This window comes from Micromonospora sp. CPCC 205558 (assembly GCF_036902955.1).
Taxonomy (GTDB): domain Bacteria; phylum Actinomycetota; class Actinomycetes; order Mycobacteriales; family Micromonosporaceae; genus Micromonospora.
The window spans coordinates 14,567-40,700 of record NZ_JBAKHR010000027.1 but is presented as its reverse complement, the minus strand read 5'-3'; the positions used below and the strand labels follow the sequence as shown (position 1 = coordinate 40,700).

The 26,134-nt window shown below is 72.6% G+C and carries 31 protein-coding genes; 19 read left to right on the top strand and 12 right to left on the bottom strand.

Translation table 11 applies throughout. From position 1 onward, the window contains the following. Nucleotides 1–123 precede the first annotated feature (123 nt). From V6U86_RS25970 to V6U86_RS25930, 9 genes are all read left to right on the top strand, one after another. The gene (locus V6U86_RS25970) at nucleotides 124–579 is read left to right on the top strand and encodes a cysteine dioxygenase (protein WP_334507506.1); all 456 of its coding nucleotides are present in this window, start codon (nucleotides 124–126) and stop codon (nucleotides 577–579) included. A 41-nt stretch (nucleotides 580–620) separates the two neighbouring features. Then, on the top strand, nucleotides 621–1,109 hold the full coding sequence (locus V6U86_RS25965) for a rhodanese-like domain-containing protein (protein ID WP_334507504.1): 489 nt from the start codon (nucleotides 621–623) through the stop codon (nucleotides 1,107–1,109). 50 nt (nucleotides 1,110–1,159) lie between these two features. Next, nucleotides 1,160–1,708 carry a winged helix-turn-helix domain-containing protein gene (locus V6U86_RS25960; protein WP_334507502.1) on the top strand — a complete coding sequence of 183 codons (549 nt, stop codon included), beginning with the start codon at nucleotides 1,160–1,162 and terminating at the stop codon, nucleotides 1,706–1,708. Nucleotides 1,709–1,956: 248 nt separating this feature from the next. Further along, a complete protein-coding gene (locus tag V6U86_RS25955; RefSeq protein WP_334507500.1) occupies nucleotides 1,957–2,562 on the top strand; it encodes a winged helix-turn-helix domain-containing protein in 606 nt (201 codons plus the stop codon). A 41-nt stretch (nucleotides 2,563–2,603) separates the two neighbouring features. Further along, nucleotides 2,604–3,266 (top strand): uridine kinase, encoded by a 663-nt coding sequence (locus V6U86_RS25950; protein WP_334507497.1) that lies wholly within the window; start codon nucleotides 2,604–2,606, stop codon nucleotides 3,264–3,266. Between the two features lie 162 nt (nucleotides 3,267–3,428). Continuing rightward, the gene (locus tag V6U86_RS25945; protein ID WP_124775979.1) at nucleotides 3,429–3,827 is read left to right on the top strand and encodes a TraR/DksA family transcriptional regulator; all 399 of its coding nucleotides are present in this window, start codon (nucleotides 3,429–3,431) and stop codon (nucleotides 3,825–3,827) included. Between the two features lie 48 nt (nucleotides 3,828–3,875). Next, nucleotides 3,876–4,748, top strand: coding sequence for a DUF72 domain-containing protein (locus V6U86_RS25940; protein ID WP_124775981.1), 873 nt, complete (start codon nucleotides 3,876–3,878; stop codon nucleotides 4,746–4,748). Nucleotides 4,749–4,859: 111 nt separating this feature from the next. Continuing rightward, entirely contained in the window at nucleotides 4,860–5,045 is a 186-nt protein-coding gene (locus V6U86_RS25935; RefSeq protein WP_334507495.1) for a hypothetical protein, read from the top strand. Beyond that, nucleotides 5,038–5,466 carry a DUF2267 domain-containing protein gene (locus tag V6U86_RS25930; RefSeq protein ID WP_334507493.1) on the top strand — a complete coding sequence of 143 codons (429 nt, stop codon included), beginning with the start codon at nucleotides 5,038–5,040 and terminating at the stop codon, nucleotides 5,464–5,466. Before V6U86_RS25935 ends, V6U86_RS25930 begins: the two co-directional genes overlap by 8 nt. Nucleotides 5,467–5,510: 44 nt before the next feature. On the opposite strand, the gene V6U86_RS25925 is transcribed toward V6U86_RS25930, so the two are convergent. Next, entirely contained in the window at nucleotides 5,511–5,786 is a 276-nt protein-coding gene (locus tag V6U86_RS25925) for a DUF72 domain-containing protein (RefSeq protein ID WP_334507490.1), read from the bottom strand. Nucleotides 5,787–5,927: 141 nt separating this feature from the next. On the opposite strand from V6U86_RS25925, the gene V6U86_RS25920 reads away from it, so the two are divergent. The 3 genes from V6U86_RS25920 (at nucleotide 5,928) to fxsT (ending at nucleotide 9,851) form a co-directional block, all read left to right on the top strand. Further along, a complete protein-coding gene (locus tag V6U86_RS25920) occupies nucleotides 5,928–6,233 on the top strand; it encodes a hypothetical protein (RefSeq protein WP_334507487.1) in 306 nt (101 codons plus the stop codon). A gap of 9 nt (nucleotides 6,234–6,242) precedes the next feature. Further along, complete coding sequence (locus tag V6U86_RS25915; RefSeq protein WP_334507485.1) at nucleotides 6,243–7,520, top strand: cupin domain-containing protein; 1,278 nt, start codon at nucleotides 6,243–6,245, stop codon at nucleotides 7,518–7,520. Between the two features lie 405 nt (nucleotides 7,521–7,925). Beyond that, entirely contained in the window at nucleotides 7,926–9,851 is a 1,926-nt protein-coding gene (gene fxsT / locus V6U86_RS25910) for an FxSxx-COOH system tetratricopeptide repeat protein (protein ID WP_334507482.1), read from the top strand. A gap of 92 nt (nucleotides 9,852–9,943) precedes the next feature. Here the strand turns inward: fxsT and V6U86_RS25905 are convergent, their stop codons facing one another. The 5 genes from V6U86_RS25905 to V6U86_RS25885 all read right to left on the bottom strand — a co-directional run bounded on the left by V6U86_RS25905 (nucleotide 9,944) and on the right by V6U86_RS25885 (nucleotide 15,108). Continuing rightward, nucleotides 9,944–10,606, bottom strand: a complete 663-nt coding sequence (locus V6U86_RS25905; RefSeq protein WP_334507480.1) for a hypothetical protein — start codon at nucleotides 10,604–10,606, stop codon at nucleotides 9,944–9,946. After that, nucleotides 10,603–13,278, bottom strand: a complete 2,676-nt coding sequence (locus tag V6U86_RS25900; protein WP_334507478.1) for an FtsK/SpoIIIE domain-containing protein — start codon at nucleotides 13,276–13,278, stop codon at nucleotides 10,603–10,605. Before V6U86_RS25900 ends, V6U86_RS25905 begins: the two co-directional genes overlap by 4 nt. Then, the gene (locus tag V6U86_RS25895) at nucleotides 13,271–14,296 is read right to left on the bottom strand and encodes a hypothetical protein (RefSeq protein ID WP_334507476.1); all 1,026 of its coding nucleotides are present in this window, start codon (nucleotides 14,294–14,296) and stop codon (nucleotides 13,271–13,273) included. The genes V6U86_RS25900 and V6U86_RS25895 overlap by 8 nt, the downstream gene beginning before the upstream one ends. A gap of 6 nt (nucleotides 14,297–14,302) precedes the next feature. Next, the gene (locus V6U86_RS25890) at nucleotides 14,303–14,563 is read right to left on the bottom strand and encodes a hypothetical protein (RefSeq protein ID WP_030332749.1); all 261 of its coding nucleotides are present in this window, start codon (nucleotides 14,561–14,563) and stop codon (nucleotides 14,303–14,305) included. A 152-nt stretch (nucleotides 14,564–14,715) separates the two neighbouring features. Beyond that, nucleotides 14,716–15,108, bottom strand: coding sequence for a hypothetical protein (locus V6U86_RS25885; protein WP_124770817.1), 393 nt, complete (start codon nucleotides 15,106–15,108; stop codon nucleotides 14,716–14,718). A 140-nt stretch (nucleotides 15,109–15,248) separates the two neighbouring features. On the opposite strand from V6U86_RS25885, the gene V6U86_RS25880 reads away from it, so the two are divergent. From V6U86_RS25880 to V6U86_RS25870, 3 genes are read left to right on the top strand one after another with little or no spacing between them, the layout of a single operon-like run. Further along, nucleotides 15,249–17,807 (top strand): ATP-dependent Clp protease ATP-binding subunit, encoded by a 2,559-nt coding sequence (locus tag V6U86_RS25880; RefSeq protein WP_334507470.1) that lies wholly within the window; start codon nucleotides 15,249–15,251, stop codon nucleotides 17,805–17,807. Continuing rightward, complete coding sequence (locus V6U86_RS25875) at nucleotides 17,804–18,016, top strand: hypothetical protein (protein ID WP_334507468.1); 213 nt, start codon at nucleotides 17,804–17,806, stop codon at nucleotides 18,014–18,016. Before V6U86_RS25880 ends, V6U86_RS25875 begins: the two co-directional genes overlap by 4 nt. Beyond that, nucleotides 18,016–18,366 carry a DUF3140 domain-containing protein gene (locus V6U86_RS25870; protein ID WP_334507466.1) on the top strand — a complete coding sequence of 117 codons (351 nt, stop codon included), beginning with the start codon at nucleotides 18,016–18,018 and terminating at the stop codon, nucleotides 18,364–18,366. The genes V6U86_RS25875 and V6U86_RS25870 overlap by 1 nt, the downstream gene beginning before the upstream one ends. A gap of 56 nt (nucleotides 18,367–18,422) precedes the next feature. Here V6U86_RS25870 and V6U86_RS25865 read toward each other — a convergent pair whose 3' ends face one another. The 3 genes from V6U86_RS25865 to V6U86_RS25855 all read right to left on the bottom strand — a co-directional run bounded on the left by V6U86_RS25865 (nucleotide 18,423) and on the right by V6U86_RS25855 (nucleotide 20,405). After that, a complete protein-coding gene (locus tag V6U86_RS25865) occupies nucleotides 18,423–18,668 on the bottom strand; it encodes a hypothetical protein (RefSeq protein WP_124821707.1) in 246 nt (81 codons plus the stop codon). 60 nt (nucleotides 18,669–18,728) lie between these two features. Beyond that, nucleotides 18,729–19,709 (bottom strand): LysR family transcriptional regulator, encoded by a 981-nt coding sequence (locus V6U86_RS25860; protein ID WP_334507462.1) that lies wholly within the window; start codon nucleotides 19,707–19,709, stop codon nucleotides 18,729–18,731. A gap of 84 nt (nucleotides 19,710–19,793) precedes the next feature. Then, on the bottom strand, nucleotides 19,794–20,405 hold the full coding sequence (locus tag V6U86_RS25855; protein WP_334507460.1) for a hemerythrin domain-containing protein: 612 nt from the start codon (nucleotides 20,403–20,405) through the stop codon (nucleotides 19,794–19,796). A gap of 148 nt (nucleotides 20,406–20,553) precedes the next feature. Between V6U86_RS25855 and V6U86_RS25850 the strand changes: the two genes are divergently transcribed. Further along, nucleotides 20,554–21,882 carry a M20/M25/M40 family metallo-hydrolase gene (locus V6U86_RS25850; RefSeq protein WP_334507458.1) on the top strand — a complete coding sequence of 443 codons (1,329 nt, stop codon included), beginning with the start codon at nucleotides 20,554–20,556 and terminating at the stop codon, nucleotides 21,880–21,882. 57 nt (nucleotides 21,883–21,939) lie between these two features. After that, a complete protein-coding gene (locus tag V6U86_RS25845; RefSeq protein ID WP_334507456.1) occupies nucleotides 21,940–22,602 on the top strand; it encodes a hypothetical protein in 663 nt (220 codons plus the stop codon). 69 nt (nucleotides 22,603–22,671) lie between these two features. Here the strand turns inward: V6U86_RS25845 and V6U86_RS25840 are convergent, their stop codons facing one another. The 3 genes from V6U86_RS25840 to V6U86_RS25830 all read right to left on the bottom strand — a co-directional run bounded on the left by V6U86_RS25840 (nucleotide 22,672) and on the right by V6U86_RS25830 (nucleotide 24,640). After that, entirely contained in the window at nucleotides 22,672–22,863 is a 192-nt protein-coding gene (locus V6U86_RS25840) for a DUF5703 family protein (protein WP_238685861.1), read from the bottom strand. Nucleotides 22,864–23,264: 401 nt separating this feature from the next. After that, nucleotides 23,265–24,224, bottom strand: a complete 960-nt coding sequence (locus tag V6U86_RS25835) for an SseB family protein (protein ID WP_334507453.1) — start codon at nucleotides 24,222–24,224, stop codon at nucleotides 23,265–23,267. Continuing rightward, entirely contained in the window at nucleotides 24,221–24,640 is a 420-nt protein-coding gene (locus tag V6U86_RS25830) for a YbaB/EbfC family nucleoid-associated protein (protein ID WP_334507451.1), read from the bottom strand. Before V6U86_RS25830 ends, V6U86_RS25835 begins: the two co-directional genes overlap by 4 nt. Before the next feature lie 93 nt (nucleotides 24,641–24,733). Between V6U86_RS25830 and V6U86_RS25825 the strand changes: the two genes are divergently transcribed. Both V6U86_RS25825 and V6U86_RS25820 read left to right on the top strand, forming a co-directional pair. Continuing rightward, nucleotides 24,734–25,066, top strand: coding sequence for a hypothetical protein (locus tag V6U86_RS25825; protein WP_334507449.1), 333 nt, complete (start codon nucleotides 24,734–24,736; stop codon nucleotides 25,064–25,066). Next, entirely contained in the window at nucleotides 25,063–26,124 is a 1,062-nt protein-coding gene (locus V6U86_RS25820) for a WXG100 family type VII secretion target (RefSeq protein WP_334507447.1), read from the top strand. Before V6U86_RS25825 ends, V6U86_RS25820 begins: the two co-directional genes overlap by 4 nt. Nucleotides 26,125–26,134: the final 10 nt, after the last annotated feature.

The following is a 26,134-nucleotide window of genomic DNA, read 5'->3' as shown; positions in this document are numbered from 1 at the left end:
ATCCCAGCAGGGCCTGCGTCCCAACAGGCCTGCGTCCCAACAGGCGGAATTACCTACTAAACCTATAGGCTTTGCCGTCTAGAGTACGAGGGCACCCCGCCGAACGACCCGCGAGGAACCGCCATGACGCACCACCGTCCGGAGCCCGACCTGCTCACCGTCGCCGCCGAGTGGGCCGACCCGGACGGCTGGCCGGTCGCGCTGCGGTTCGACCCCACCGAGCGCTGGTACGCCCGCCTCGCCGTCAGCGACGAGCACGAGGTGTGGGCGCTGAGCTGGCTGCCGGGGCAGGGCACCGACCTGCACGACCACGGCGGCTCCTCCGGAGCGTTCCGGGTGGTCAGCGGCGTGCTCACCGAGGAGACGGTCAGCGCCGGCCGACTCCACCCGCGACCGCTGTCCGCCGGGGCCGGCCGCCGGTTCGGCCCCCGGCACCTGCACCAGGTGACCAATCGGGGTGCGGCGCCGGCGGTCAGCGTGCACGTCTACCGGCCGGCGCTGCTGCGGATGACCCGCTATCACCTGCTGGATGGTCGGCTGCGGGTCGTCGAGGTCGCCGAAGCCGGCCGGTCCTGGTAGTCCGGCGCACCGAGATCCTCTGTCACCGAAAGGAACCGAGAATGCAGATAACCGCCGAGCACTGTCCCGCCCCCGTGCCGCCGCCGGGCTCCCGGGGCATCGACGAGATCCTGGCCGCCGCCCGGGCCCGGCTGCGCCGACTGGACCCGGAGCGGGCGCACCTGGCGTACCGGACCGGAGCGCTGATTGTCGACATCCGCCCGGCCGCGCAGCGGGCCGCGCACGGCGTGGTGCCGGGCTCGCTCATCGTCGAACGCAACGTGCTGGAGTGGCGCTTCGACCCGCGCTGCCCAGCCCGGTTGCCGCAGGCCGTCGACTACGACGTGCCGGTGGTGATCCTCTGCCAGGAGGGCTACACCTCGTCGCTGGCCGCCGCCGCGTTGCAGGACGTCGGCCTGCACCGGGCCACTGACGTGGTCGGTGGGTTCGCGGCCTGGCGGATCGCCGGCCTGCCGGCCCTCGGCCCGACCCCACTGCACCACCCCGCACCCCTCGCGTCCCCGGTCAACGCCGGCTGGACGCGCCGCTGACCGTCACGCCACACCCGGCGTGGCGGGCGTACCGCCACTCAGGAGGCACCATGTCCGTCGTCGCCATCCCCAGCCGCCGCCACCCGGGGGTGCGCCCGGCCCGCCCGCGCACCGGCCCGACCCTGACCATCACCCTCGACCTCACCCCGGGGCCGCTGAGCCCTCGGCTGGCCCGGCTGGTGCAGCTGCTCGGCGAGCTGGCCGAATCGGGCGAGGGTGAGCTGCGTGCCGTGGAGGACGCCGCGCCGGGGCCGCGACCCGCCCCGCGCCCCGCCACCACCGAGCCGTCCGCCGACGCGGACCACGTCCGCATCCTGGCCGGCTCGCGGATGGTCCGCCGGGGCGACCGCGTCATCGCGCTGACCCGCATCGAGTACGAGCTGCTGCTGTTCCTGGCCGAACGGCCCCGCCGGGTCTTCACGCGCCTGCAACTGCTCTCCAGTGTCTGGGGCTACGAGCACGCGGTGGCCCGGACGGTGGACGTGCACGTCCGCCGGCTGCGCGCCAAGCTGGCCGGCTCGGAGGTGGTCACCACCGTCTACGGGGTCGGCTACCGGCTGGCCGACGAGGCCCCGATCAGCGTGGATCATCGCAGCTGAACCCTGGTCCGGCGGCGAGGTGACCGGCCTGGTGAACCGGTCGGGGACCCCCGTATCGGGGCATCTCGGCGACTCTGCTGTAATCATCAGGCCTCGTACGCAGAGCGAGCATCTGGCTCCGATGCGTTCGTCAATTGTCACATTCATGCAACGCAGCCGCCTCTTGACCCTCGCCCAGGCGCCGGGAAGCATCGATGAAGCGGCGTCCCGGGCCGTGGGGAGATACCCGGACCAGCCCAAGGAGGACCATGTCGGTCAGCCCCGCCTCGTCGCGCGCCGGATGGCATACGTCCCAGCCCGCGGTGCCCGGTCGACCTCCCGGCGGGCAGCGTCGCCCGGCGAACACCGCCGCGCCCGTGCTCACCGTGACGTTGTCCATTCCGCTGGCCTGTGAGGAGTCGCTGACCCCGGCGGCACGTCGGCTGCTGGAAGCCGCCCGCGAGATGCTGGAACGGGGGGAAGGGGTGATCATCGGTTCGGTTCCGGCCGAACGCCGCCCCGACCAGGCGCCCGCCAGCCGGTCGCCGGCCCGCCCGATCAGCCCGACCATTCCCGCCCTGCACATCCTCGCCTCGTCGCGCTCAGTGCTGCGGGACGAGGAGCCGCTGCCGCTGACCCGGCTGGAATTCGACCTGCTGCTGCACCTGGTCGCCCACCCGCGCCGGGTGTTCACCCGGCTGCAGCTGCTCAACGCCGTCTGGGGCTACGAGCACGCCGGCGTGCGCACCGTCGACGTGCACGTGCGTCGGCTGCGCGGCAAGGTCGGCGTGGACGTCCCGCTGGTCACCACCGTCTACGGCGTCGGCTACCGGCTGGCCGACGACGCCCGGGTCACCATCGACCGCACCGGCTGACCGGCGTCGCCGAGGCGCCCGGCGCGGGGCAGGATGGTCCGGTGCGCATCCGCCCCATCTCGCCCGACCTGCTCGTCACCGAGCTGACCGGCCGGCTGGCCGACGCGGCCACCCGCGCCGCGACCGCCGCCGCCGGGCCCGCACGGCTGCGAGTGGCGGTGGACGGCGCCCCCGCCGCCGGCGCCGACGAACTGGCTGCGGCGCTCGTCGACCCGCTGCGCGCCCAGGGCCGCCCGGTGCTGCACGTCCGCGCCACCGACTTCCTCCGCCCGGCCTCACTGCGCTTCGAGTTGGGCCGCACCAACCCGGACTCCTTCTACGAGGCCTGGGTCGACGGGGCCGGGCTACGCCGGGAGGTGCTCGACCCGGCCGGTCCGGGTGGCACCGGCCGACTGCTCCCGTCGCTCTGGGACGCCGACGCCGACCGGGCCAGCCGCGCCCGCTACGTCGACCTGGCACCCGGCGGCGTCGTCCTGGTCAGCGGCTCGCTGCTGCTCGGCGGCGGGCTGCCCTTCGACGTGACCGTCCACCTGGAGCTGTCACCGGCGGCGCTGCGCCGGCGTACCGCACCAGCCCAGGAGTGGGCGCTGCCGGCCTTCGACCGGTACGCGGAGGAGGTCGTCCCGGCGAGCTTCGCCGACGTGGTGGTACGCGCCGACGACCCCCGCCGACCGGCGCTCGTGGAGCCCGGCACGCCCGGCTGACAACAACCGGATCCGGTCGGTTTGCGCGGCTGATCGGGCGGGTACTCGCCCGGCTCACAGAGCGCGGGTGACCGCCCGCGTACCGAACGCGACCGTGACCGAGGCCCCGCGCCGCCGGCACCCGGTTCACCTTGAGGCAGAGGCCCAGAAAGGCAGGCAGCGATGCTCGTCCACGACACGGTCGGTACCACCCGGTCCCAGACGGAGATCGAGCAGATCCGGGAGTCGCTCCAGGCGCGCTACGACGAGCTGACCGGGGAGTACGACCAGGCGGTGCTGCAGAGCCAGGTGCTGCGGCTGGTGGAGGTCGGCGACACCGCCGGCGACGACCAGGCCGACAGCGGCACCAAGACGGCGGAGCGGGACACCGCCCAGTCCCTGCTGCGCACCATCCTCGACCGTCGCGCCCAGTACGAGCACGCCCTCGGCCGGCTCGAGGAGGGCACCTACGGTTGGTGCGAGGGCTGCTCGGCGGCGATCCCGGTGGAGCGGTTGGAGATCTTCCCGTCCGCCACCACCTGCGTGACGTGCAAGCAGACCCGCGAGCGGCGGGCGGCCTGAGGCACACCAGCGGTTGCCGGTCGGTCCGCGACGCGATGGACTTGCAAAATGGGTGACATCCTGGTGGGCACCGCGTCCTGGACCGACCGCACACTGCTGGACTCGGGGTGGTATCCGCAGACCGCGGACACCCCGGAGAAGCGGTTGGCCTACTACGCCCGGCAGTTCCCGCTGGTCGAAGTGGACGCCACCTACTACTCGCCGCCGGCTGAGGCGACCGCGCGGCTGTGGGCCGAGCGCACCCCGGCCGGCTTCACCTTCAACATCAAGGCGTTCAGTCTGCTCACCGGGCACCCCACCCGGGTGAGCGCGCTCTACAAGGACCTGCGCCCCGAGACCGACAAGAAGAACGTCTACCCCGACGACCTGCCCGCGCAGTCGTACGAGGAGGTGTGGACGCGCTTCCTGTCCGCGCTGGACCCGCTGGTCGAGGCCGGCAAGCTGGGCGCGCTGCTGTTCCAGTTCCCTCCCTGGTTCACCATCAAGCGGGCCAACAAGCAGTACCTGCTGGAGGTGGCGAAGCGCTGCGCGCCACTGCGCCCGGTGTACGAGTTTCGGCACGCCTCCTGGTTCGACGGCGACAACGCCGACGAGACCCTGGCGTTCCTGCGCGAACACAAACTGCCGTACGTCTGTGTGGACATGCCGCAGGGCCACCGCTCGTCGCTGCCCCCGGTGCTGGCCGCCACCGCGGATCTCGCGGTCATGCGGTTCCACGGGCACAGCGACAAGTGGACGAGCAAGGACATCCACGAGAAGTTCGGCTACCACTACTCCAAGCGGGAGTTGGCCGACTGGGCGCCGAAGCTGCGCGAACTGGCCGACCAGGCCGGGCAGACCCACGTCCTCATGAACAATTGTTACCGCGACTACGCGCAGACCAACGCGAAGACCCTCGCCGGTCTCCTCGACGTCGACTGACCTCACCCGATTCGGGTGGTGCCACCTCACCCGCGCCGTGGGGAGGGTGGACGCGGTGGGTACGGCCGCGTGTTGACGGCCGACGCCGGAGACGACACGGAGGTGACGGGGATGACGGTTCGACTGGTGACGGATCGACGGCGTGGTGCCGTGCTGCACGTGGTCGGCACTGCCGACAACGCCCGGCGCGCCCCGCAGGGCAGCCCGGTGCGCGCCCGCCGTGGCCCGACGGGGCCACCGCGCCGTGCCGACGACCGACGGTGGGACACCACGGAACGGGGGTCGACCAATGGCTGACACGATGCACTCCGCATTCGAGTCCTCGCTGGACAAGACGAACCTCATCCTCAAGGACATCGAGGACGCCTACGGCTGGCCGAAGGATCGGCGCAACCAGTCGTACGCGGCCCTGCGCACGGTGTTGCACCTGCTGCGCGATCGGCTGCCGGTGAACGAGAGCGTGGAGTTCGCCCAGCAGTTGCCGGTGCTGGTCCGGGGCATCTACTTCGACGGCTGGGTTCCGTCCGACGTGCCGATCAAGCTCAACCGCGACGACTTCCTCTTCGAGGTGCGGCAGGGCTTCCCGTACGACGCGGAAGGTGGCCCGGAGCGGGTGACGCAGGTGGTGCTGGACACGCTGCGGCGCCACGTCACCCAGGGCGAGTGGCAGGACGTGAAGGACACCATGCCCAAGGACCTCGCCGTGATGATGCCGTGACGGCCTGACACACCGTGAGCCCGCCCGACAGTAGTCGGGCGGGCTCAGCCGTCCGCGCCGGTCGCCTCGGCGGCGGTGGGCACCCGCGACACCGGGTGCCCGGCACGACGGGCCAGCGCGGCGAACGCGACGGCGTCCACGATCGCGGCACCGCCCGGATCGTTGTTGAAGTAGACGTACGCCGGCTCGTCCGCGCCGAAGACGTCGGTCAGCCGGCGCACCCAGGACCGCAGCGCGGCGCGGCCGTAGCGGGGCCAGGGCCGTGCCCGCCCCTCGTGCAGCCGGACGTGCCCACCACGATCACCACCCCATCCTGGCACTCTGTGCCGCCGCTCGCGAACTGCCCGTGTCGCCCCGGTTCGGCGTCTACGGTGAGGGTTAGAGAAGATCGCGCGTGGGGTACCACCCGCAGCACGACGGACCCCGGCGTACGGCGGGGCGGCACACCCGAGGGAGTACCGATGGCACTCAACGATGACGACATGCAGACCACTGGTGGCGGCGGCATGGAGGGCCCGGCCGACGGTGGCGCGACCCCCGGTCAGCACGACGGTGGCGCCGATGGCGGCGCGGAGGGTCCCGCCGACGGTGGTGCGACTCCTGGTCAGCACGACGGTGGCGCCGATGGCGGCGCGGAGGGTCCCGCCGACGGTGGTGCGACTCCTGGTCAGCACGATGGTGGCGCCGATGGTGGCGCGGAGGGTCCCGCCGACGGTGGTGCGACTCCTGGTCAGCAGGACGGTGGCGCTGACGGCAGCGCCCGGTAGCGGCACGTCATGACGTACCTCGACCCGCCGGGCGGCCACCACGGCCGCCCGGCGGTTTCGTCCGCCGAGACCACCACGGCACTGACCCGCTGCGTCTCGGTCGAACCGGCCAAGTTCGCCGCCGCGCACTGGGGGCACACACCGCTGCTGTCCCGCGCCGCCGACCTGCCCAACCCGGCCGGCTTCACCGACCTGCTCAGCCCCGCCGACGCCGACGAGCTGCTGAGCCGGCGCGGTCTGCGTACCCCGTTCCTGCGCATCGCCAAGGACGGGCAGTTGGTCGCGGCGGCGCGCTGGACCGGCGGCGGCGGTGCGGGGGCCGAGATCGGCGACCAGGTGCTCGACGAGCGGGTCCTGGAGCAGTACGCGTCCGGGGCGACGCTGGTGTTGCAGGGTCTGCACCGGATCTGGCCGCCGCTCGTCGACTTCGCCCGCGACCTGGGTCTCGCGCTCCACCAGCCGTTGCAGATCAACGCCTATCTGACCCCGGCCGGCAGTCAGGGCTTCGCCACCCACTACGACACCCACGACGTGTTCGTGTTGCAGGTCGACGGCCGCAAGCACTGGCGGATCCACCCGCCGGTGCTGCCCGACCCGCTGGAGAAGCAGCCGTGGGGTGGCCGCGCCGACGAGGTCGGCGCCACCGCGCAGGGCCCGGCCGCGCTGGACGTGGTGCTCGCCCCCGGCGACGCCCTCTACCTGCCCCGGGGGTGGCTGCACAGCGCACAGGCCCAGGACGCCAGCTCACTGCACCTGACCGTGGGCATCCGTGCCCTCACCCGCTACGCCCTGGTCGAGGAGTTGCTGGCGCTGGCCGCCGACGATCAGCGGCTGCGGGCCGGCCTGCCGTTCGGCACCGACGTCGCCGACCCGGACGCCATCGAGCCGGAGCTGACCGAGACCGTGGAGGCGTTGCGGGACTGGCTGCTGCGCGCCGACCCGGGCGCTGTCGCCGCGCGGCTGCGGCAACGCGCCTGGCCGGCCGCCCGCCCGGCGCCGATCCGACCCCTCGCCCAGGCCGACGCTCTGGCCACCCTGGACGCCGACTCGCGGGTCACCCTGCGGCCGGGCCTGCGCTGGCAGTTGGTGCCGCACGACTCGGGCACGGTGGCGGTGCGGCTCTTCGACCGCACCATCACCCTGCCGGCGAGCTGCGAGCCGGCCGCCCGCGCCCTGCTCACCGGCACCGTCACCCGGGTTGGTGACCTGCCCGGCCTGCCCGACGACGCCGACCGGGTCACCCTGGCCCGCCGGCTGCTCCGCGAGGCCGTCCTGGTCCCGGCCTGACCGGCCGCGTCGAGGGCGGGCGCAGCGCCCTGGGTGCACCCTGCCCAGGGCGCTTTCACATCCCGAGGACCTGGTGAACGGTCAGTGACACCAGACGCGACGTCCTGTTGGATGTGGGGGACGGTGCCGCGAAGGGATTCGTCCATGGGTTCTGATGGTTGCCGCTCGGCCGGATGGGTCGTGGCCGGTGTGCCGATATTGGCTGCGCTGGGCGGCCTTGCAGCTAACGCAGCTTCCGACCAGCAGCGTTGGCCCAGGCTCCTTGAGCTGGTACGACAGAATCCGTGGTTGACCTTGGGCGTCATAACTCTGATGTGTGTGGGGTCCGAGGTGGTGTTGCTGTGGCCCCGCCGGAGATCCAGGAGCGCTGTCCCCGCCAGGGCTGAGCAGCCAGGCCCGCGTCGAATGCCGAATCGGAATCCGTTGTTCACCGGCCGAGAAGAGATACTGGACGAACTTCAACTGCGACTCGAATCATCTGTCGTCTGTCTGCACGGCATAGGTGGTTCCGGTAAGACAAGTCTGGCAGTCGAATATTCGCACAGATTCAAAGAGCGGTTTTCTGTGATCTGGTGGATCGCTGCCGAACAGCCTCCGCTCGTAACAGAACAATTGGCGGCGTTGGCTGTCGAAGTGGGTGAAGCAACCGAAGGAACACCAGTCAAGGATGCTGCCGAGAAGGCCCGGGGCTGGCTGCGCGGCCACCGGGGCTGGTTGGTGGTGTTCGACAACATGCCGGGAACCGGGCTCGTTGCACCGGTCATTCCCGATGGTGCTGGCCAAGTGCTGATCACCTCGCGAGCCAGCTACTGGAATCAGCTAGGAGCGTTGATTCAAGTGGATGTCTTTTCCCGGACGGAGTCGGTGTCCTTGTTGACAGCGCAGCTCAGCGGGATCAGCCCGTCGGACGCGGACAGGGTCGCGAACGCGGTGGGCGATCTGCCCCTGGCGGTAGCGCAAGCGGCGGGTTTCATGGTGGCAACGGGCATGCGGCCCAGTGAGTACGTCGATGCGATGGAAGCCCATGCGATCGAGATTCTGGACCGCGGCAGGCCGGTCGGATATCAACTGTCGTTGGCCGCGGTGGTCGCGCTCTCCGTCGAACGGCTCGGTGTTGAGGACCCCGTCGGGGTCGGCATCCTGAATCTGTGTTCGTTCCTGGGACCAGAGCCGATTCCCTTCACCTGGCTCACTCGTATGCCGCAGGAGAGAAGTCGAAGCGCCCTGGCCAAGGCCTCACCCGTCAAACTGAGGTCATCGGTGGGTCGGCTGGTGGAATTCGGCCTTGCGCGGCTCGACTCGGACGGGGGGTCGCTCGTGGTGCACCGCACGACGGCGGCAGTCGTGCGCGATCTGCTCACCGTACGGACGCGAAGCAGGCAGTGGCAGTTGGCCGGTGAGTTGCTCGCCGCGAATCGATCCGACGACCCCTCTGAGTTGACCCTCTGGCCGCTGTGGTCCATCCTGACGGCTCACGTTGGCCCGCATTTACGGCTGGCGTCCGGATCCGCCGACGCGGGCAGCCAGGATTATCGAAGTGTCGTTCTCGATGCCGCCCGGTATCTGGAGCTGTCCGGACAGGCCGCATCAGCGAATGAGCTCGCCCGGACCGCTCGCGAGAGATGGGCTCAATCGCTGGGCAGCGACGATCTGGATGTCCTGCGGGCAGCTCGGCGTCAGTCGGCGACGCTCCCCCCGGCGCATCCCGACGCGTTGGGCATCGAGACGGACACACTTGCCCGCTTGCAGCGCCTGCTCGGTCCGGACGATCCGGAGACCCTGTCTTCGGCTGGCAACTGCGCCAGGGCCCTGGCCGACGTCGGGAGATATGAGGACGCACGGCAGTTGAACCAGGACACTCTCACCCGCCTGAGGCGGATCTTCGGTGACGATGATCCCAGGACTCTGCTTTCCGCCAACAATCTGGCTAATCGAATGTCCGAGCTTGGTGAACACGAAGCTGCGAGGGCTCTGCACCGCCAGATTCTGGGCCGCCGGGAAGTCGTGCTTGGTCACGATCATCCGGACACCCTGATTACCAAGGCCGAACTCGCTCTCGACCTCGCGAATCTCGGAGAACTGGACGAGGCGAGGACGTCTGGTCGCCTGTCCCTTGCCGAGCTCAGCCGCAGGCTTGGTCCCGACCACCGCAGCACTCTGCAGGCGGCGGCCATCCTCGCTGAAATTCTGCGCCGGGAGGGGAGTCTCCAAGAGGCGCGCGCTCTTGACGAGGAGACTCTCGAACGTCGCAAGCGGGTGTTGGGCACAGACCATCCCGAAACCTTGGCCCTGGCTCAGAGCCTTTTTCCGAACTCGTCCAAACAGGGATGAGCCGGGAATGCCGGTGTCTAGCTAGCGCTGTCTCGCGCCCCGAGCGCCAGGTCCGGTCGTTGACTGCGGCCACCCGGGGACCGTTCGTCGGATCAGCGGCCGAGGATCAGCAGCAGCACGGTCGTCAGCAGACCGGCCCCGATCACCACGGTGATCGGCCGAGGCCCGAGCACCGCGTGTCGGCGGTCGGCCAGCACCCGGGCCGGCACCAGGCCGACCAGCGGCCCGAGCAGCGTCACCACCAGCGCCAGCACCGGCAGGCCGACGGCCAGGTCGCCGCCGTACCCGACGCCGAGCGCACGCGCGCCGACGCCCAGCGCGTACGCCAGCACCCCGCCGGCCACCCCGCAGAGCGCCAGTAGCGGGTTGACCGAACCCGGCAGCTCGCCCGGCTGCCCGGCCCGGTCGAGCAGGTCACGGGCCTTGGCGAGCAGTGGCACGGGGTCGGTGGCCCCGACGCCGTTCGCCGGGGCGGGCGGGCCGCCGAGGCGGCGGGCACCGAGGCGCGAGCGGAGCAACCCCCACAGGTGGGCCACCTCGCCGTCGACCCGCTTTTGCAGCTCACGGGCGGCGACCAGCTCCTCCTCGGCGCTCTGGAGCTGCTCGGTCGCGTCGGCGACGGCCCGCTCGGCGGTAGCGCACTGTCGCTCGTGCCAGGTGTGCGCCTCGGCGCGCTGCTCGCGCACCCGGGCGGTGAGGTCGGCCAACCGCCGCAGCTGCGCCGCGTACGTCTCGCTGGTCACCGGTTCGTTCATCGTGTCGGTCCATACGGGATGATCACCTGTCCGGTGCGGTGGACCGCCCGGTCGAAGTAGAGCCCCCGCCAGGGGCGGGGATACCAGTCCGGGCCCCCGGTGCCCGGGTAGAGCGACGAGCCCAGCTCACCGCCGTGCGCGTCCAGGGCCACCCAGGCGCCGATCTGGTCCGTGCGGGCAGCCGGCCCTCCCAGGTCGGCGCGCATCCGGGCGACGCCCCGCCACCAGGCCAGCACGTGCGTGCGTCGCTCCGGCCCGTCGTGCAGGATCCGGCGCAGCTGCTCCAGGCCGGTCCGCCGACCCACACGGGCGGCCAGCGCACCCGCTGCCGCGTCGACCGCGAACAGCAGCAGGTAGTGCGGGATCCCCGGGCCCCTCAGCCCGTCCGCCGTCTCGGCCATCAACTCGCCGACGGTCTCCTCGTCGTACCAGGCGGCGTCGTCGGCCAGGTCGTCGTAGAGGGCGCGGGCGACCGGGTCGGCGTCCGGGTCGAGGCAGGCGATGGAGAACCGGGCGGTGCCCGGCGGGTGCTGGCGGGCCAGCGACCGGGCCGCCGCGTCCAGCACCGCGCACGCCTCGTCGACCCGGGTGCCGAGCACCGCCAGGTTGCGGCCCGGTGCGCGCGGCAGCCGCAGCGCCGCCGAGCGGGACTGCACGTCGATGATCTCGCCGAGCACCGCCACGGGATTGCGGGGCGCGCTCCCGTCCGGAGGCACGGCGAGCGCCCGGAAGTCCGGGGCGTCCGCCAGCCGGGGGATCGCGTCGCCGTCGAAGAGCCGGGCGGGCGCGGCGTCGGCGGCCCGCATCCGCCACAGCCGGTGCTGCAATTCGCTCCAGGTCTCCCAGTCGCTGGCCGACGGGATGCGGGCGATCTCGTTGCCCTCCACCATTCCCGACTCGGCGTTGACCACCGCGTGCCAGCGCGGCAGCGACTGCGCCGCGTCGTTGCGCTCGGCGAGGATGCGCAGCGCCTTGGGCAGGGCGATGCGTAGGGCGAACTGGGCGACCAACGCGGGGCGGCCCCACAGTGCCTCGATGCCCCGCACGTCCTGCGAGGCGAGGACCAGGTGGATGCCCTGGGACCGGCCGCGCCGGGCCAGGTCCTCCAAAAGGTCGGCCGCCTCGCGGGCGACCACGTCCCGGCCGGCCAGCAACATCTGGAACTCGTCCACCACCGCGACGATGCGGGGCCAGTGCCCGGTCGGGTCGACAGCCCGCAGTTCGGCCAGCTTGGTCACCTCGTGCTTCTTGGCCGCGTCGGCACGTCGGCGCAACTCCTCGGCGAGGAAGCGCAGCAGCGCCAGACCGAACTCCCGGTCGGTGTTGACGTTGATGCCGACCAGACGCATGTGCGGCAACCAGCTCGGGTCGCGTCTGCCCTGCGCGAACCGTGCGAAGGAGACCCCCTCCTTGAAGTCCAGCAGGTAGAACTCCAGCTCGGCGGGGGAGTAGCGGGCCGCCAGAGCGCCGATCCACGCGAAGATCAGGTTGGTCTTGCCGGTGCCGGACGGCCCGCCGATCAGCGCGTGCGGCGGATAGTCGCCCAGCGTCACCCGCACCGGCCGGCCGTGCGGGCCCTCACCGATCGGCGCGGTCAGCCCGTCGGCGGAGTCCTCCCGCCACATCAGCTCGGGCGGGGGCAGCAGGTCGGTGAAGGGGATCGGCGGCGGGCCCGCGTTCACCCGGGCGGCGACGTCCCGGCAGGTCTCGGTGACCAGCGCCGCCGGTGGCGGTGGGTCCAACCGGACCGGCAGCCCGGCCGAACCGCCGATCCGCGCGCCGGACACCCCGGCCGCCACCCGGGTCACCGTCGGATCGTCCGGCAACCGGGCACCGTGCACCACCAGGTGTACGCCGCAGGCCGCGCCGGCACGCACCACCCGATCCAGTTGCCCGCGCTCGTGCCGGTTCAGCTCCTCCCCACCGAGCAGCACCGCCACCCGCCACGGTTCGGGTCGTCGGCCGGTCGCCGCAGCCAGTTCGCGCAGCGACGCGTACTCGCCGGCGAGGACCGTCTCGTTGATCCGGCGGATCTGCTCCACCAGGTCGTCCAACAACGGGCCCAGCCCGCCGGGGCCGACGAAGGTGAGCAGCCCCGCCGTGCCCAGCGGGGCGAACCCGGCGAGGCCACCACCGAGCTGGTCCGGGTCGTACCCGATCAGTCGTACCGCCCCGGGGTCGGCGCGGCCGACGGCCCGCAGCAGCAACGCGGCCACCACCGCGTCGCAGCCGGCGCGGTCGTCCCCGGAGAGGTGGACGTGCCCGGCGTCGAGCAGCGGCACCAGCGCGGGCACCGGGTCGACGCCGTCGATCCGGACCGTGCCGACGCGCAGCGCGCCGGGCGGCTCGGCGCGGCGGGCCGGCGTCGGCGTCCACCCCGCCCAGTCGGCTCCCGCGCAACCGGGCGCCTCCTGGCGGGCCGCGTCGGCGGCCCGGCGGGCCAGCTCCGCGATCCGGGCGGAGTAGCGGGCGTCGATCTCGGCGATGCGGCGGTCGCGTTGGGCGCCCACCCGCTGCGGTACGGCGGAGGCGGCCCGTTGGACCCGGGCCAGTCGTTCCCGCCCGGCGGTCAGGTCGGCCTGGGCGGCGGACAGGCGGGTACGGGTGGCGCCCAGCGCCTCGGCGAGAAGGTCCCGGACCCGGCTGGCCAGCTGGCCGCGCCGGTCAGCCATCGGAGCCCCGACGCGTCGGCGCGTCCCGCCAGGGGCTGCCCGAGTGCGGCGGCAGCCCACCGGAGCGCGGCGGCAGCCCACCGGAGCGCGGCGGCAGCCCACCGGAGCGCGGCGGCGGGCCACCGGAGCGCGGCGGCGGGCCATCCGAGCGTTGGTTGGCACCCGCCATGTCCCTCGCGCCGTCGGAGGGGAGGTCCCGGCCGAGGCGGGCGAGCAGCAGCCCGGTCGCCACCCCGGCGGTCACCGCGGAGTCGGCGGCGTGCGGTGGCTCCCCGGAGGCGCGCGGCGGCGGCATCCGGCACATCCGGGTCAGCAGCGTCTCCAGCACCGGCGGCGGCAACCCGGGCAGCAGGTCACGGACGCGGCCGTCCAACTCGCCGCGCAGCCGCCCGAGGTCGGTGGCGCGAGGCGGGTGCCCCAGCAGCTCACCGGCCAGCTCGCGCAGCAGCGGTGGCGCCAGCGCCGCCATGCCCAGCCCGACGTCGGCCGGGGCCCGGCGCAGCTCCTTGCGGAGCCGGTCCCGGTCGCCGGAGCGGACACCACCCACCACTCGGCGCAGCAACTCCTGGGAGTCGTCCACCCGCTCGTCGGCTTCGTCGTCGGCGCCCTCGCGCCCGCCGGTCAGCTCGGCCACCCGCACCGACCACCAGCGGCGCATTCGCACCTGCTCGGCCGGTTCCGGCGCGACCACGTTCGGCCCGGACACCGGTGGCGTGTCGTGTCGGGGAGCGCGTTGCTCAGGGCGGGGGGCCGGGGCGCCGTCCGCGCCGAGCCCGATCGCCGTCAGGTAGGCCGACAGCTGTTCCTGCGCCACCCGCAGCGCGTAGCCGGCGCTCTCGGCGTGCTCCGTGGCGGCGGACAGCTCGGGCACCCCCATCGGGTTGGCCGACTCCTGCCGTACCCAGCGCAGGCGTTCCGCGGCCAGGCCGAACTTCTCCAGCGCCTGCCCGAGCAGGGCATGCGGGAACTCCTCGGTGGCGGCACGGACCTGCCCGCCGACATCCTCGATGATGGACACGGCGGCCTACAGGGTGGAGACGTAGAGCTGTGCCTGCTCCACCGCGACAAGTGTCGCGGCAAGACACTCCTCCAGCTCCTGGCTGGCCTGGGTCAGCGACGCCTGGGCCGCCTCCACCGTCTCGTGCCCGCTGCCCTCCAGCGCACCGGCCAGGGTCTGCTGGGCCTCGGACAGTTTTTCGCCGGCCGCCTGCACGGCTGTCTGCCCGTCTCCGATCTGTTGGAGGGCGACATCGATGGCAGCCTTCAGCTCGGCGACGCTCGCCACGGCGAAACCTCCTGGGGGCGGGGAGATCTCCATTAGAGCCTATCGGCGGTCGGGAAAGAACATCCGCCCTGGCGGTGTTCCTACCCGCCTGTCCGGAAGGCCACCGGAAGTGCCGGGAGTCCGATCTGTGGGAGTCCCAGTGCGAGAATTTCTCAGTTGCTGGTCGGGTTCTCGCGAAGCCAGCGCGGGCCGTACACCTCGGCGCCCAGCGCCGTCACCCGCCCGCGCAACTCCCGGTCGGCGGTCACCACCAGCCGCCGACGCCGTGGCGCGCCCTCCACCAGCTCGACCACCGTGTCGTCGCCGGAGCCGGCGGCGGAGACCACCCGGACGCCCTCGGTGCCCGGCACGTCGCGCGCGGCCCCCTCGACCACCAGGACCACCTCCACCGGGGCGGTCAGCCGGGCCGGTAGCCCGACGGTCGCCACCGGGGCGAGCGAGTCGCGCAACCGGGCAGCGGCACCGGCCCGGTCCCGCCACCACCCGTTCGGGCGGGAGCCCACCACGTTGGCGCCATCCACGATCAGCAGCGGGGTCTCATCCATGACGTCAGCCTGCCACCATCGGCCGGCCCCGGCCCGACGCCACTCCCGGAATGCCGGTGCTCCGCCACCTGCGGCGTTTGTCGGGCCGCGCGCCGGGTAGCCCTTGCCGACCGTGCCGAGCCCTACTGCGGAGGACAGACATGATGGGACCCGGTGACATCGGCTCCGACCCGTGGGACGAATTCCTGGCCAGGTACTTCGGCCGGGGCGAGGGAGGGCGCCGACCACCGCACCGGGTCGACATCACCCGACTGATGACGGCCGACGCCCGGGAGATGCTGGCCGATGCCGCCCGGCGGGCCGCGCAACGGCAGAGCAACGACCTGGACACCGACCACCTGCTCTGGGCGGCGCTGCAACGCGAACCACTGCGCGACCTGGTACGCCGGGCCGGTGCCGACCCGGACACCCTGCTCAACGCCCTCGGCGGAAAGGGCGACGGCGCGCCGCGCGGGGAGGTGCCGCCCAACCTGTCGTTGACCCCGGCCGCCAAGCGGGCGCTGCTCGACGCCCACCAGTTGTCCCGGGCGATGGGCGCCAACTACATCGGCCCGGAGCACATCCTGATGGCGCTGCCGCTCAACCCGGAGTCGCCGGCCGGGCGGATGCTGGCCGCCGGCCGGATCCAACCCGAGTCGTTGCAGGCCGCCAACGCCGAGCGCGGGCCGATGACCGGGCCCAAGCCGGACCGGGGCACCCCCACCCTGGACCAGTACGGGCAGGACCTTACCGACCTGGCCCGCAACGACCAGATCGACCCGGTGATCGGCCGGGCCGACGAGATCGAGCAGGCCGTGGAGATCCTGTCCCGGCGTACCAAGAACAACCCGGTGCTGATCGGCGAGGCCGGTGTCGGCAAGACCGCCATCGTCGAAGGGCTGGCCGAACGAATCTGCGACGGCGACGTGCCGCAGACCCTGCTCGGCAAGCGGGTCATCCAGCTCGACCTGGCCGGCCTGGTCGCCGGGACCCGCTACCGGGGCGACTTCGAGGAGCGGCTGAAGAAGGTGATCGACGAGATCCGGGCGCACCGGGACGAGCTGATCATCTTCATGGACGAGATCCACACCCTGGTCGGGGCCGGTGGCGCCGGCAGTGAGGGCGGGATGGACGCCTCCAACATGCTCAAACCCGCCCTCGCCCGGGGTGAGTTGCGGGTGATCGGCGCGACGACGCTGGACGAGTACCGCAAGAGCATCGAGAAGGACGCCGCCCTGGCCCGACGCTTCCAGCCGGTGCTGGTGCCCGAGCCCGGCATCGACGACACCATCGCCATCCTGCGTGGGCTGCGCGACCGCTACGAGGCCCACCACCAGGTGCGCTTCACCGACGAGGCGCTGGTCGCCGCCGCCGAGCTGTCCGACCGGTACGTCACCGACCGGTTCCTGCCGGACAAGGCGATCGACCTCATCGACCAGGCCGGCGCCCGGGTGCGGTTGCGGACCCGTACCCCCGCGTCCGATGTGCGGGAGCTGGAGCAGGAGCTCGACGAGGTACGCCGGGACAAGGAACAGGCCGTCACCGACGAGCAGTACGAGCGGGCCTCCGCGCTGCGCGACCGGATCGCCGAGCTGGAGGAGGCCATCCGTCGTGCGAACGGCGAGGGCGACTCGTCCGGCTCGCAGGTGCCCGAGGTGGGCCCACAGGAGATCGCCGAGGTGGTCTCCCGTGCCACCGGCATCCCGGTCAGCCAGCTCACCGAGGAGGAACGCGACCGGCTGCTGCGGCTGGAGGGCCACCTGCACCAGAAGGTGGTCGGTCAGGACGACGCGGTCACCGCGGTCGCCGAGGCCGTACGCCGTTCCCGGGCGGGGCTGGCCGACCCGGAGCGGCCGATGGGCAGTTTCCTGTTCCTCGGCCCGACCGGAGTCGGCAAGACCGAGTTGGCGCGGGCGCTGGCCGAGGCGTTGTTCGGCGAGGCGGACCGGATGATCCGGGTGGACATGAGCGAGTTCCAGGAACGGCACACGGTCAGCCGTCTGGTCGGCGCCCCACCCGGATACGTCGGCTACGAGGAGGCCGGTCAGCTCACCGAGGCGGTGCGCCGCCGCCCGTACGCGGTGGTGCTGCTCGACGAGATCGAGAAGGCCCACCCGGACGTGTTCAACATCCTGCTCCAGGTGCTCGACGACGGGCGGCTCACCGACAGCCAGGGTCGCACGGTGAACTTCAAGAACACCGTGCTGATCATGACGAGCAACCTCGGCTCCGAGCTGATCACCGGCGCCCAACGCTCGGTCGGCTTCGGCACCGGGGACGTGGGCAGCGAGCAGGAGAGCAACGAGCTGCGTGAGCGGCTCATGCGCCGCCTGCAGGAGAACTTCCGCCCGGAGTTCCTCAACCGCATCGACGAGGTCATCATCTTCCGCCGGCTGGAGGCCGAGCAGCTGCGCGACATCACCGCGCTGCTGCTGGAGGAGACCCGCCGCCGCATGCACGCCCAGGACCTGCAGGTGGAGTTCACCACCGCCGGCATCGACTGGCTCGCCGAGCACGGTTACCAGCCGGAGTTCGGCGCCCGCCCGCTGCGCCGGGTGATCCAGCGGGAGGTGGACAACCACCTGTCGCGGATGCTGCTGGAGTCGGCGATCTCGCCGGGGCAGAAGGTCACGGTGGACGTCCGCGACGGCGCGCTCACCTTCGACGTGACCGCGGGCGAGCGGGGGTACACCGCCGCCACGACCACACACCCGCGATGAGCGGGTCGGCGGGAAGGGACGAACACGAGGACCCGCACGAGCCCGCGGAGTCCGGGAAACCCCGGGACGAGGACGAGCATCCCGACCCGATCCTGGCGGCGCCCACCGCCAACCCCCGCCGGACACGCGTGCCCGCGGAGGGCCTGCATCCGAAGACCGACCAGGACGACCCGGAGACGTCCGGGCCGCCCCCCGGAGAGGAGACCTGATGGTACGCGAAACGCGGATCGACCCCGAGGTGGAAGTGCTCTGGGAGGACTTCCACGCCGAGGTCAACGTCCCGTCGGAGCAGCTGCGGACCTGGCTGCTGACCCGGGGTTCGGGGGAAAATTCGTTCGGCCCGAACCCGAACCTCGACCTGCCCCAGCCGGGCCGGGAGATCCTCAAGGTGCTCAACAAGCGCAAGGTGGACCTCACCCCGGAAGACATCGAGGTGATGCGGGAGGCGGTCGAGCGGATCCGCGAGCTGATGGACGCCAAGCCCTCGCGTGGCAACGCCGACGACACCTGGCGGCACTCCCTGCTCGACCTGGGTCACGACCCGCTCGTCGAACGCTGAGCCACGTTCACGAACGACGGTGCCGTCCCGACCCGGGACGGCACCGTCGCCGTGTGCTACTGCCCCTGGTCGGGCTCCAGGCTGCCGATGGTCAGGCCCGCCGCGTCGGCGGCCGCGTCCCGGTCGCCGCGGGTCTGGTCCTCCCGGGTGAGCAGGTTCGCGTACTCGGTCACATCGGCCGGGTCGGGCACCGTCGGCAGGCGGCGCAGGAACGCCTCCACCGCACGGGTGGCGGCGGTGTGCGCGGCAGCCGCCTGGCGCAGCAGTTCGCGGTCGTCGGCGGGCGGGTAGAGGTCGGTCATGTCCGCCAGATACCCGGCCCACGGCGGTTCGCACCGCCAACGGCCGGGAATACCGGCCGCTCAGCCCGGTCGGACCCCGGTGGGTTGCCGGACGCCGAACCCCGGGTTGCGGGGCAGCCAGGCCAGGTACGCCGGATGCGGCGCCAACGAGTCGACGTACGCCGCCTTGGCCGTCTCCAGCACCAGCCCCGCGCTCTGGGCGGCGGGGGAGTCCGGATGCCAGCCGAGCAGGAGCCGCCAGCGCAGCGGCGTCCCGGCGAGTTGCCGGGTGACCAGACCGCTCACCGGGCGGAACGTCGCCTGGCACAGGGCCACCGCCACCCCGGCGTCCACCAGGTCGACGCAGCCGCGGATGTCCGTCTCGTACACCTTGCGGGGGGTGAAGCCGGCGCGGGCGCAGGCCGCGGCGAAGCAGTCGGCGAAACAACCGTCGCCCGGCGCGGCGACCCACTGCTCGTGACGCAGGTCCCCCAGGCGTACCTCGTCCTGCGCCGCGAGGGGATGGGTCTCGGGCAGCAGCACCAGCACCGGGTCGACGGCCACCTCCTGCCAGCTCAACCCGAACCCGGCCGACGGGATGGCGTCGCCGCACACGCCGGCCAGCGCGAAGTCCAGTCGACCGCCCGCCACCAACTGCGCCAACTCGTCCACCGACCAGGACGCGTACGTGGTGATCTGGGCGGGCGGCTGCTCGGCCGCCAACCGGTGCACCAGCCGACCCAGGATCGGGCTGTTCACCCCACCGAACCGGTAGCACGGCGGCGTGTCACCCGCCCCGGCCAGCCGGGCGGCCTCGTCCTGCAGCCCCTTCATCGCCGGCAGCAACACCCGGGCGCGGGCCAGCACCAGCTCACCGAGCGCGGTGGGCCGGGCCCCGCGCCGGTCCCGGTCGAATAGCGGGCCGCCCAACGTCCGCTCGATGCGTTGAAGCTGGGCGGTGAGCGCCGGCTGCGCCAGGCCGAGCGCCGACGCCGCCTTCGTCACACTTCCCGTCTCCGCGATCGCGCAGACCACCCGCAGGTGACGCAGCTCCAGGTTCATAGGGTGACGGTAGGACTACGGGGTCTGCTGGCGGAATAGCCCGAGTGGATCGGTGATAATGAATGCATTGCCGGCTGTCGCCGGTCACTGCTCGCGCGGTGGCTCCGGCAGGTCCGCCAGGTACGTCGGGCGCCGCGTCACCGCGTCGAGGACCTTGTCCACCACCCCGACCGCCGGCTCCACGATCCGGTTCCACGGTGGGTTGGCCGGCGTGCCCGGATGCGGTCGGGTCGGCGCGGCCTCCTCGGCGATCTCCAGCCGGTTGCCGAGCCGGATCAGCTCCTCCTCGGTCGCGACCGCGCGCAGCTCGGTGACCAGCGCGCCCACCCCGTCGACATGCCGACGGACCCGCTCGGTGACCTCGGTCAACGACTCGTCGGTGAGTCCCTTCAGGGCGTTCAGCAGGGCCGCGTCGGCGTTGATCTCCGCGTCCACCCGCTCGGTGGCCGTCGGCAGCGCCGCACGCACCGCCGGCAGCAGGTACTGCTCCTCGGCGGACAGGTGCCGCGACAGCGCGGCGGTGAGCACCGCCAGCCCCTCCTGCGGCGTGCTGTCCGGGCCGGAGAGCTGCTCCAGCAGCGCCAGTAGTTGCCGGTGCTCCCGGTCCACGATGTCGGCGATGCTGCTGCCGCCGGGCCGGTAGCCCTCCTCGGGTGCGGGCGCGGGCGGCAGCGGCGGCAGGGGAACAGCGGACATGGTGCCCTCCTCGACTGGCGGGCGGAAGCTCCGGCCGGGACGTACGGTCGTGGGCGGCGATACCCGAACGCGGCCACGGCGAAACCGACCCGTCGATGCGTGCACCCGCGCCGGCCTGTCGACCAGCTCGGGCTGGTATGAAGAGGCGATGACGAGCGATGCCGCCCCCGCCCGACCCGACCCCACCGCAGAGGTCGTGGACCTCTGCCGCGACCTGCTGCGCATCGACACCACCAACACGGGTGACAACGACACCAGCGTCGGCGAGCGCCTCGCGGCCGAGTACGTGGCGGAGAAGCTCGCCGAGGTGGGCGTGGAGTCCGTCCTGCACGAGTCCGCGCCGGGCCGGGCGAACGTGGTGGCCCGCATCCCGGGCACCGACCCGAGCCGGGGCGCCCTGCTGGTGCACGGGCACCTGGACGTGGTGCCCGCCGACGCCGACGAGTGGTCGGTGGGCCCGTTCTCCGGCGAGCTGCGCGACGGCTACCTCTGGGGCCGGGGCGCGATCGACATGAAGGACTTCGACGCGATGGTGCTCGCCGTGGTGCGGCACTGGCAGCGCACCGGCGTACGACCCCCGCGCGACATCGTGCTCGCGTACACCGCCGACGAGGAGGCGGGCAGCGACTACGGGGCGCGTTTCCTGGTGGACAACCACCGTGACCTCTTCGACGGCTGCACCGAGGCGATCGGTGAGGTCGGCGGCTTCTCCTACTCGGTCAACGACAGCCAGCGGCTCTACCTCATCGAGACCGCCGAGAAGGGCATCGACTGGCTGCGGCTGCACGCCAAGGGCCGCCCCGGGCACGGCTCGATGATGCACGACGACAACGCCGTCACCGCGCTCGCCGAGGCGGTCGCCCGGATCGGCCGGCACCGCTTCCCGGTCGTGGTCACCGACACCGTGCGGGCCTTCCTGACGGAGGTCTCCGACCTGCTCGGCATCGAGTTGGACCCGGACGACCCGGAGACGGCCATCGCCAAACTCGGCCCCATCGCCAACATCATCGGCGCGACCATCCGCAACACCGCCAACCCGACCCGGTTGAGCGCCGGCTACAAGGACAACGTCATCCCCGGCCGGGCCACCGCCACCATCGACTGCCGCAGCCTGCCCGGCCAGTCCGAGCTGCTGGAGCGGCAACTGCGCGAGCTGGTCGGCCCGGACATCGCGATCGAGTACGTCCAGCGGCAGCCGGCGCTGGAGACCACCTTCGACGGTGACCTGGTCGAGGCCATGTCGGCGGCCCTGCGCGCGGAGGACCCGGGGGCGCGGCCCGTTCCGTACATGCTCTCCGGAGGCACCGACGCCAAGGCGTTCTCGCAGCTCGGCATCCGCTGCTTCGGCTTCGCCCCGCTCCGATTGCCCGCCGACCTGAACTTCTCGGCGTTGTTCCACGGCATCGACGAGCGCGTTCCGGTGGACGGACTACAGTTCGGCGTGCGGGTTCTCGACCGGTTCCTGCGCACCTGCTAGTCGTGTCCGGCCGTGGCCGCCGGCGCGCAACCCCCCATCGTGAAGGGACTGCCCCACATGACCGACCAGCATGGTGAGCTGGACGCCGCTCTCGAGCGGGTGATCGAAGCGGCCCGCCACCACCTGGCCGCCGTACGCGCCGCGCAGGGCCGCGTCGACGACGACGACGTCTGGCAGGCGTACGTGGCGTTGAACAACGCCTCCTACGCGTACGACGAGCGGCTGCTCGACGCCTTCGGCGAGGTGACGCCGTGGGATGTCGACTCGATCGACCCGGACGAGGCCGACGAGCGTTTCGGCGGCGGCGAGGGCGCCGAGGCCAGCGACCCGCACCCCCGGGTGATCTCGGTTCGTCAGCGTCGCGACTACCGGGTGCCGAGCGTCTCCGCGCTGCTGCGGGCGGCCGAGGCGGCCCGCCGCGAGGGCACCCCGGAGGACGACGAGCCGGCTCCGGTGGAGGGCGTCGGCGAGGCGGTGCTGGAGCTGCTGCAGAGCGGTGACGGCTCGCTCGGCGCGTTGGACGTCCCCGAGTTGGAACCCCTCGACGGGGTGGTCATGGTCAGCGAGGTCGGCACCCCGGTCGACCTGGAGTCGTTCGAAGACGACGACGCGGTCGGCCCGTTCCAACCGGCGGCCGACGACCGGCTGGTCGGTCGGCTCGACGAGCACCCGTTCCTGGAGCTCGACGACGACCACGACCACGCCGGGCACCAGCACTAGGCCGGGCACCAGCACTAGGCCGGGTGTCGCCCGGGGCCGGCTCCGGCCCCGGGCGGCACCGCCCGGTCGTCAGTACGACAGGCCCGGCTGCGGCTGGTTGACCCGCCGACGGCGCAGCACCACCTGGCGCGTGCCGTCCCGGTACAGCCGTACCCGGGCCAACTCCCATCCGGAGAACTCCGCCTGGATCGCCAACTGCGCCGTGGCGGTCAACCGGTCGACGTTCGGCGGCAGCCGCAGCGGCGCGTACTCGTAGTCCATGCCATCCATGCTGCCCAGCCCAGCGGCCGTTCGCCACCCCCTCCGGAGTGACCAACAACGCGGCCCCGCCGTGCCCCACACCCGCCCCGCCGCCCCGCCCCGCCCCGCGCCGTGCCCCGCCGCCCCGCCCCGCTCCGCGCCGCTCCGCCCCGCCCCCGCCGCGTCGATCTTGCACTTCCTGTCGCGACAAAACGGGCATCCAGCCCTATAGCGGCAACCAAAACTGCAAGATCGACGCGATAGGCGACGAACCCTCACCACCCCTGGCGCCCACTCGCCGCGCGCATCGCCCTCCAGCCCCGTCGATCATGGAGTTGTGGTGGGCGACGAAGGGTCTGAGATTGCACAAGATCGGGCACCACGAGTCCATGGGCGGTGGGCGGTGGGCGACGGGCTGTGGGTCAGGGGGTGGGGAGGTTTGCCGTTAGTAGGGCGGCGAGGGCGGGGGCGGCCAAGGTGAGCGCCCGGGGGCTGCCCGGGTCGACCGCCAGCCCCCAGGACGGGTCCGGCCAGTCCTCGAACAGCTCGGCGCAGGGCAGCGCGCCGAACGGCACCCCGTCCCCGGTGAACGCGGCGAGTGCCCCCGGAGACGTGAAGACCGGCAGCAGCGACGCGCCTGTCGCGTCGTTGAGCACCGTCCATGGGAAGTCGGCATCCGGCGTCGGCTCCCCGGCCAGCGGGACGCACACCGTGGCGGCGGCCAGCGCCGCGAGGTAGCCGGGCAGGTCACGCCGGCTGACGGCCGCGGCGAGCACCGCCGCCACCGCCGGCTCCGCCTCCGCCGCGTCGACGCGTGCCGCCACCGCCGGCCCGGCCTCGACGTGTGCCGCCACCACCGCCGGCTCGGCTTCGACGCGTGCCGCCACCGCCACCACCGCCGGCTCGGCGTCGACGGGTGCCGCCTCGACGGGTGCCACCACCGCCGCCGGCTCGGCGTCGACGGGTGCCGCCTCGGCCGCTGACGGCCGGTTGGCGGCCGGTCGCCCTGCTGGCGGCGCTGCCGGCCCGGGGCCTGCTGCCGGCGGCAGCGCCCGGCAGGAGAGCGCGCCAGGCTCGTCGGTCAGCACCTCGGCGGCGGTACGGGTCACGAAGACACTGAGCTGTTCCACCTGCTCCGGAGTGCGCGGAGCCTCGTACCACCAGCCCTCGTCGCCGCTGGAACGGTGCCAGCCGAGCGCGGCCAGGCGTGCGTGGTCGTGGCCGGGGCAGATCACCCGAACCACCTGGCGGCGCACCAGCAGCCGGATCCCGCGCGGGCCGGCGGTGAGTTCCAGGTCGGTGTCCCGGTCGCAGCTGGCGACGGTGTCGCGCAGCCGAGCGGCGATCTGCGGCCAGGTCGGCGACGTCGACGGCGAGGTCACGCCGGTGCGCCCGGCAGACGATCGTCCAGCCTTCCGAGCCGGGCCACTGTCTCCTCCAGCCGGCCCAGCGCCGAGAAGTCCCCCGGCGTGCCGAACAGGTCGCCGAGCCCCGCGCCGAGCGCGACGTCCAACCCCTCGGTGTGCTCGTCTACGTGCGCGGAAGCGACCTCGCGAGCCCGCCGGTACGCGTCGAGCACCAGCTCGGCCACCCCCTCCGTGCCAGCGCGCAGGGCGGCGGGCGCGAGGGTGAGACCGGTCAGTGCGCCGGTGGCGTCGACGGTCGCCGAGACCAGGCCGCTCTCGTCGGCCGCGGTGCCGGACAGCTCGGCCAGATCGTCGTGAAGGCCTGCGAACCGACGCTCGATGTCGGCGATCCGCCCGGCGAGCGCGTCGAACGCCGACGTCGGGTCCGTCATGAGATTCCTCCCCGTGGATCGTGCGACCGGGTGGTGCCCGGCGGCCGGAAGATCGTATCGTCGGTGCGCTCGACTCATGGGGGGAGGAACGGCATGCCATCGGATATCGATGTCGACGTGCTGGCGGTCCGTCGACTGGAGACGGCCGCCAAGCAGGTCGCCAGCTCGCTCGCCGCGCTGGAGGGGCAGATCGTCTCGGCCGGCGACGTGCCGTCGGACGCTTTCGGCCATCTGCCGTTCGCCAGCGACATGCTCCGCGACAAGTACGCCGAGCAGGTCACCGGCGGTAAGGAGTTGTTCGCCGCCGCGAACGGCGCGTTCGCCCGGGTCGCGAAGGCGCTGGCCGACACGGCCGAGGCGTACGAGCACAACGAACGGGAGCTCGACGCCGGGTTCAAGGCCATCCAGGCGGGGCTGCCCGGATGAGCGGGCCCGCCGGTAGCGCCGTCCAGCTGTGGAACGGCCTCGACAGCGCGCTCTCCGGTGTGCAGGACGCCGTCGACAGTGTCTGCCGGACCCTGGCGTGGCCGCTGATCCAGCTCGTCGACCTGGTCGACGGCGAGCCCGCCGTGCTGCGCGCGAAGGCCGCCGAGTGGGACGCGCTCGCCACCCAGGTGCGCGACCTGGCGCAGGGGCACCGTGGGACCCGGGAGTCCGCGCAGGCCGGGTGGCGCTCACCCTCCGGTGTGGCGTACGGCCAGCGGCTGGCCGATGTGGAGCAGCAACTCCTCGACGTGGCGGAGCAGTTCGCCGCGACCGCGGAGTACCTGCGCAGTGTCGCCGACGGCCTGCAGACCGTGCACGACGTGCTCGTGGACATCTGCGTGGAGTTCGTCAACTTCCTCCTGGTGACGCTGGTGACGGCGTTGCTGATGGCGCCGATCACCATGGGCGCGTCCTGGGCGGCCGGCGTGGGCGTGGCCGTCACCCGGGGCCTGATCGTGGTCACCCGGATGTTGAAGGTCATCCGGCCGCTCGCGGTGCACCTGCAGAAGGTCATCCGCCTGCTCCAACGGGTTCTGCTGTACCTGCGCAAGCTGCGCGCGCACCTGGACAAGCTGGTCGACATGCAGAAGGCGCTGCGCACCGGCAAGAAGTACGCCGACAAGCGCCGCGCCGCCGGCAAGCTCGACAAGTGGCACCACAAGTTCCTCGACCCCACCAAGGGCACCTACAAGCTGGGCAAGTCCGGTTCCCCGTTCGACATGGGCGCCCTCGACCGGGCCCGCGCGCTGCGGACGCACGGGTTCGCCGACGGCGCCCGGGTGATCGCCCGGGACTGGGCGACCAACCTGCCGTGGAACGTGCCGAACTCGGTCGTGCACGGTGTCACCTGGGGCACGGTCGCGTTGACCAGCGGGCTCTCCGTTCCCGGCAGCGACCAGGTCGGCGACCAGATCGACCAGGCGGTGCAGAGCGGCGCGGACTGGATCGACCAGAATGTCTTCGGGCAGCCGCCGGCGGGCCAGCCGGCGGGCCGCTAGGGAGGCGACG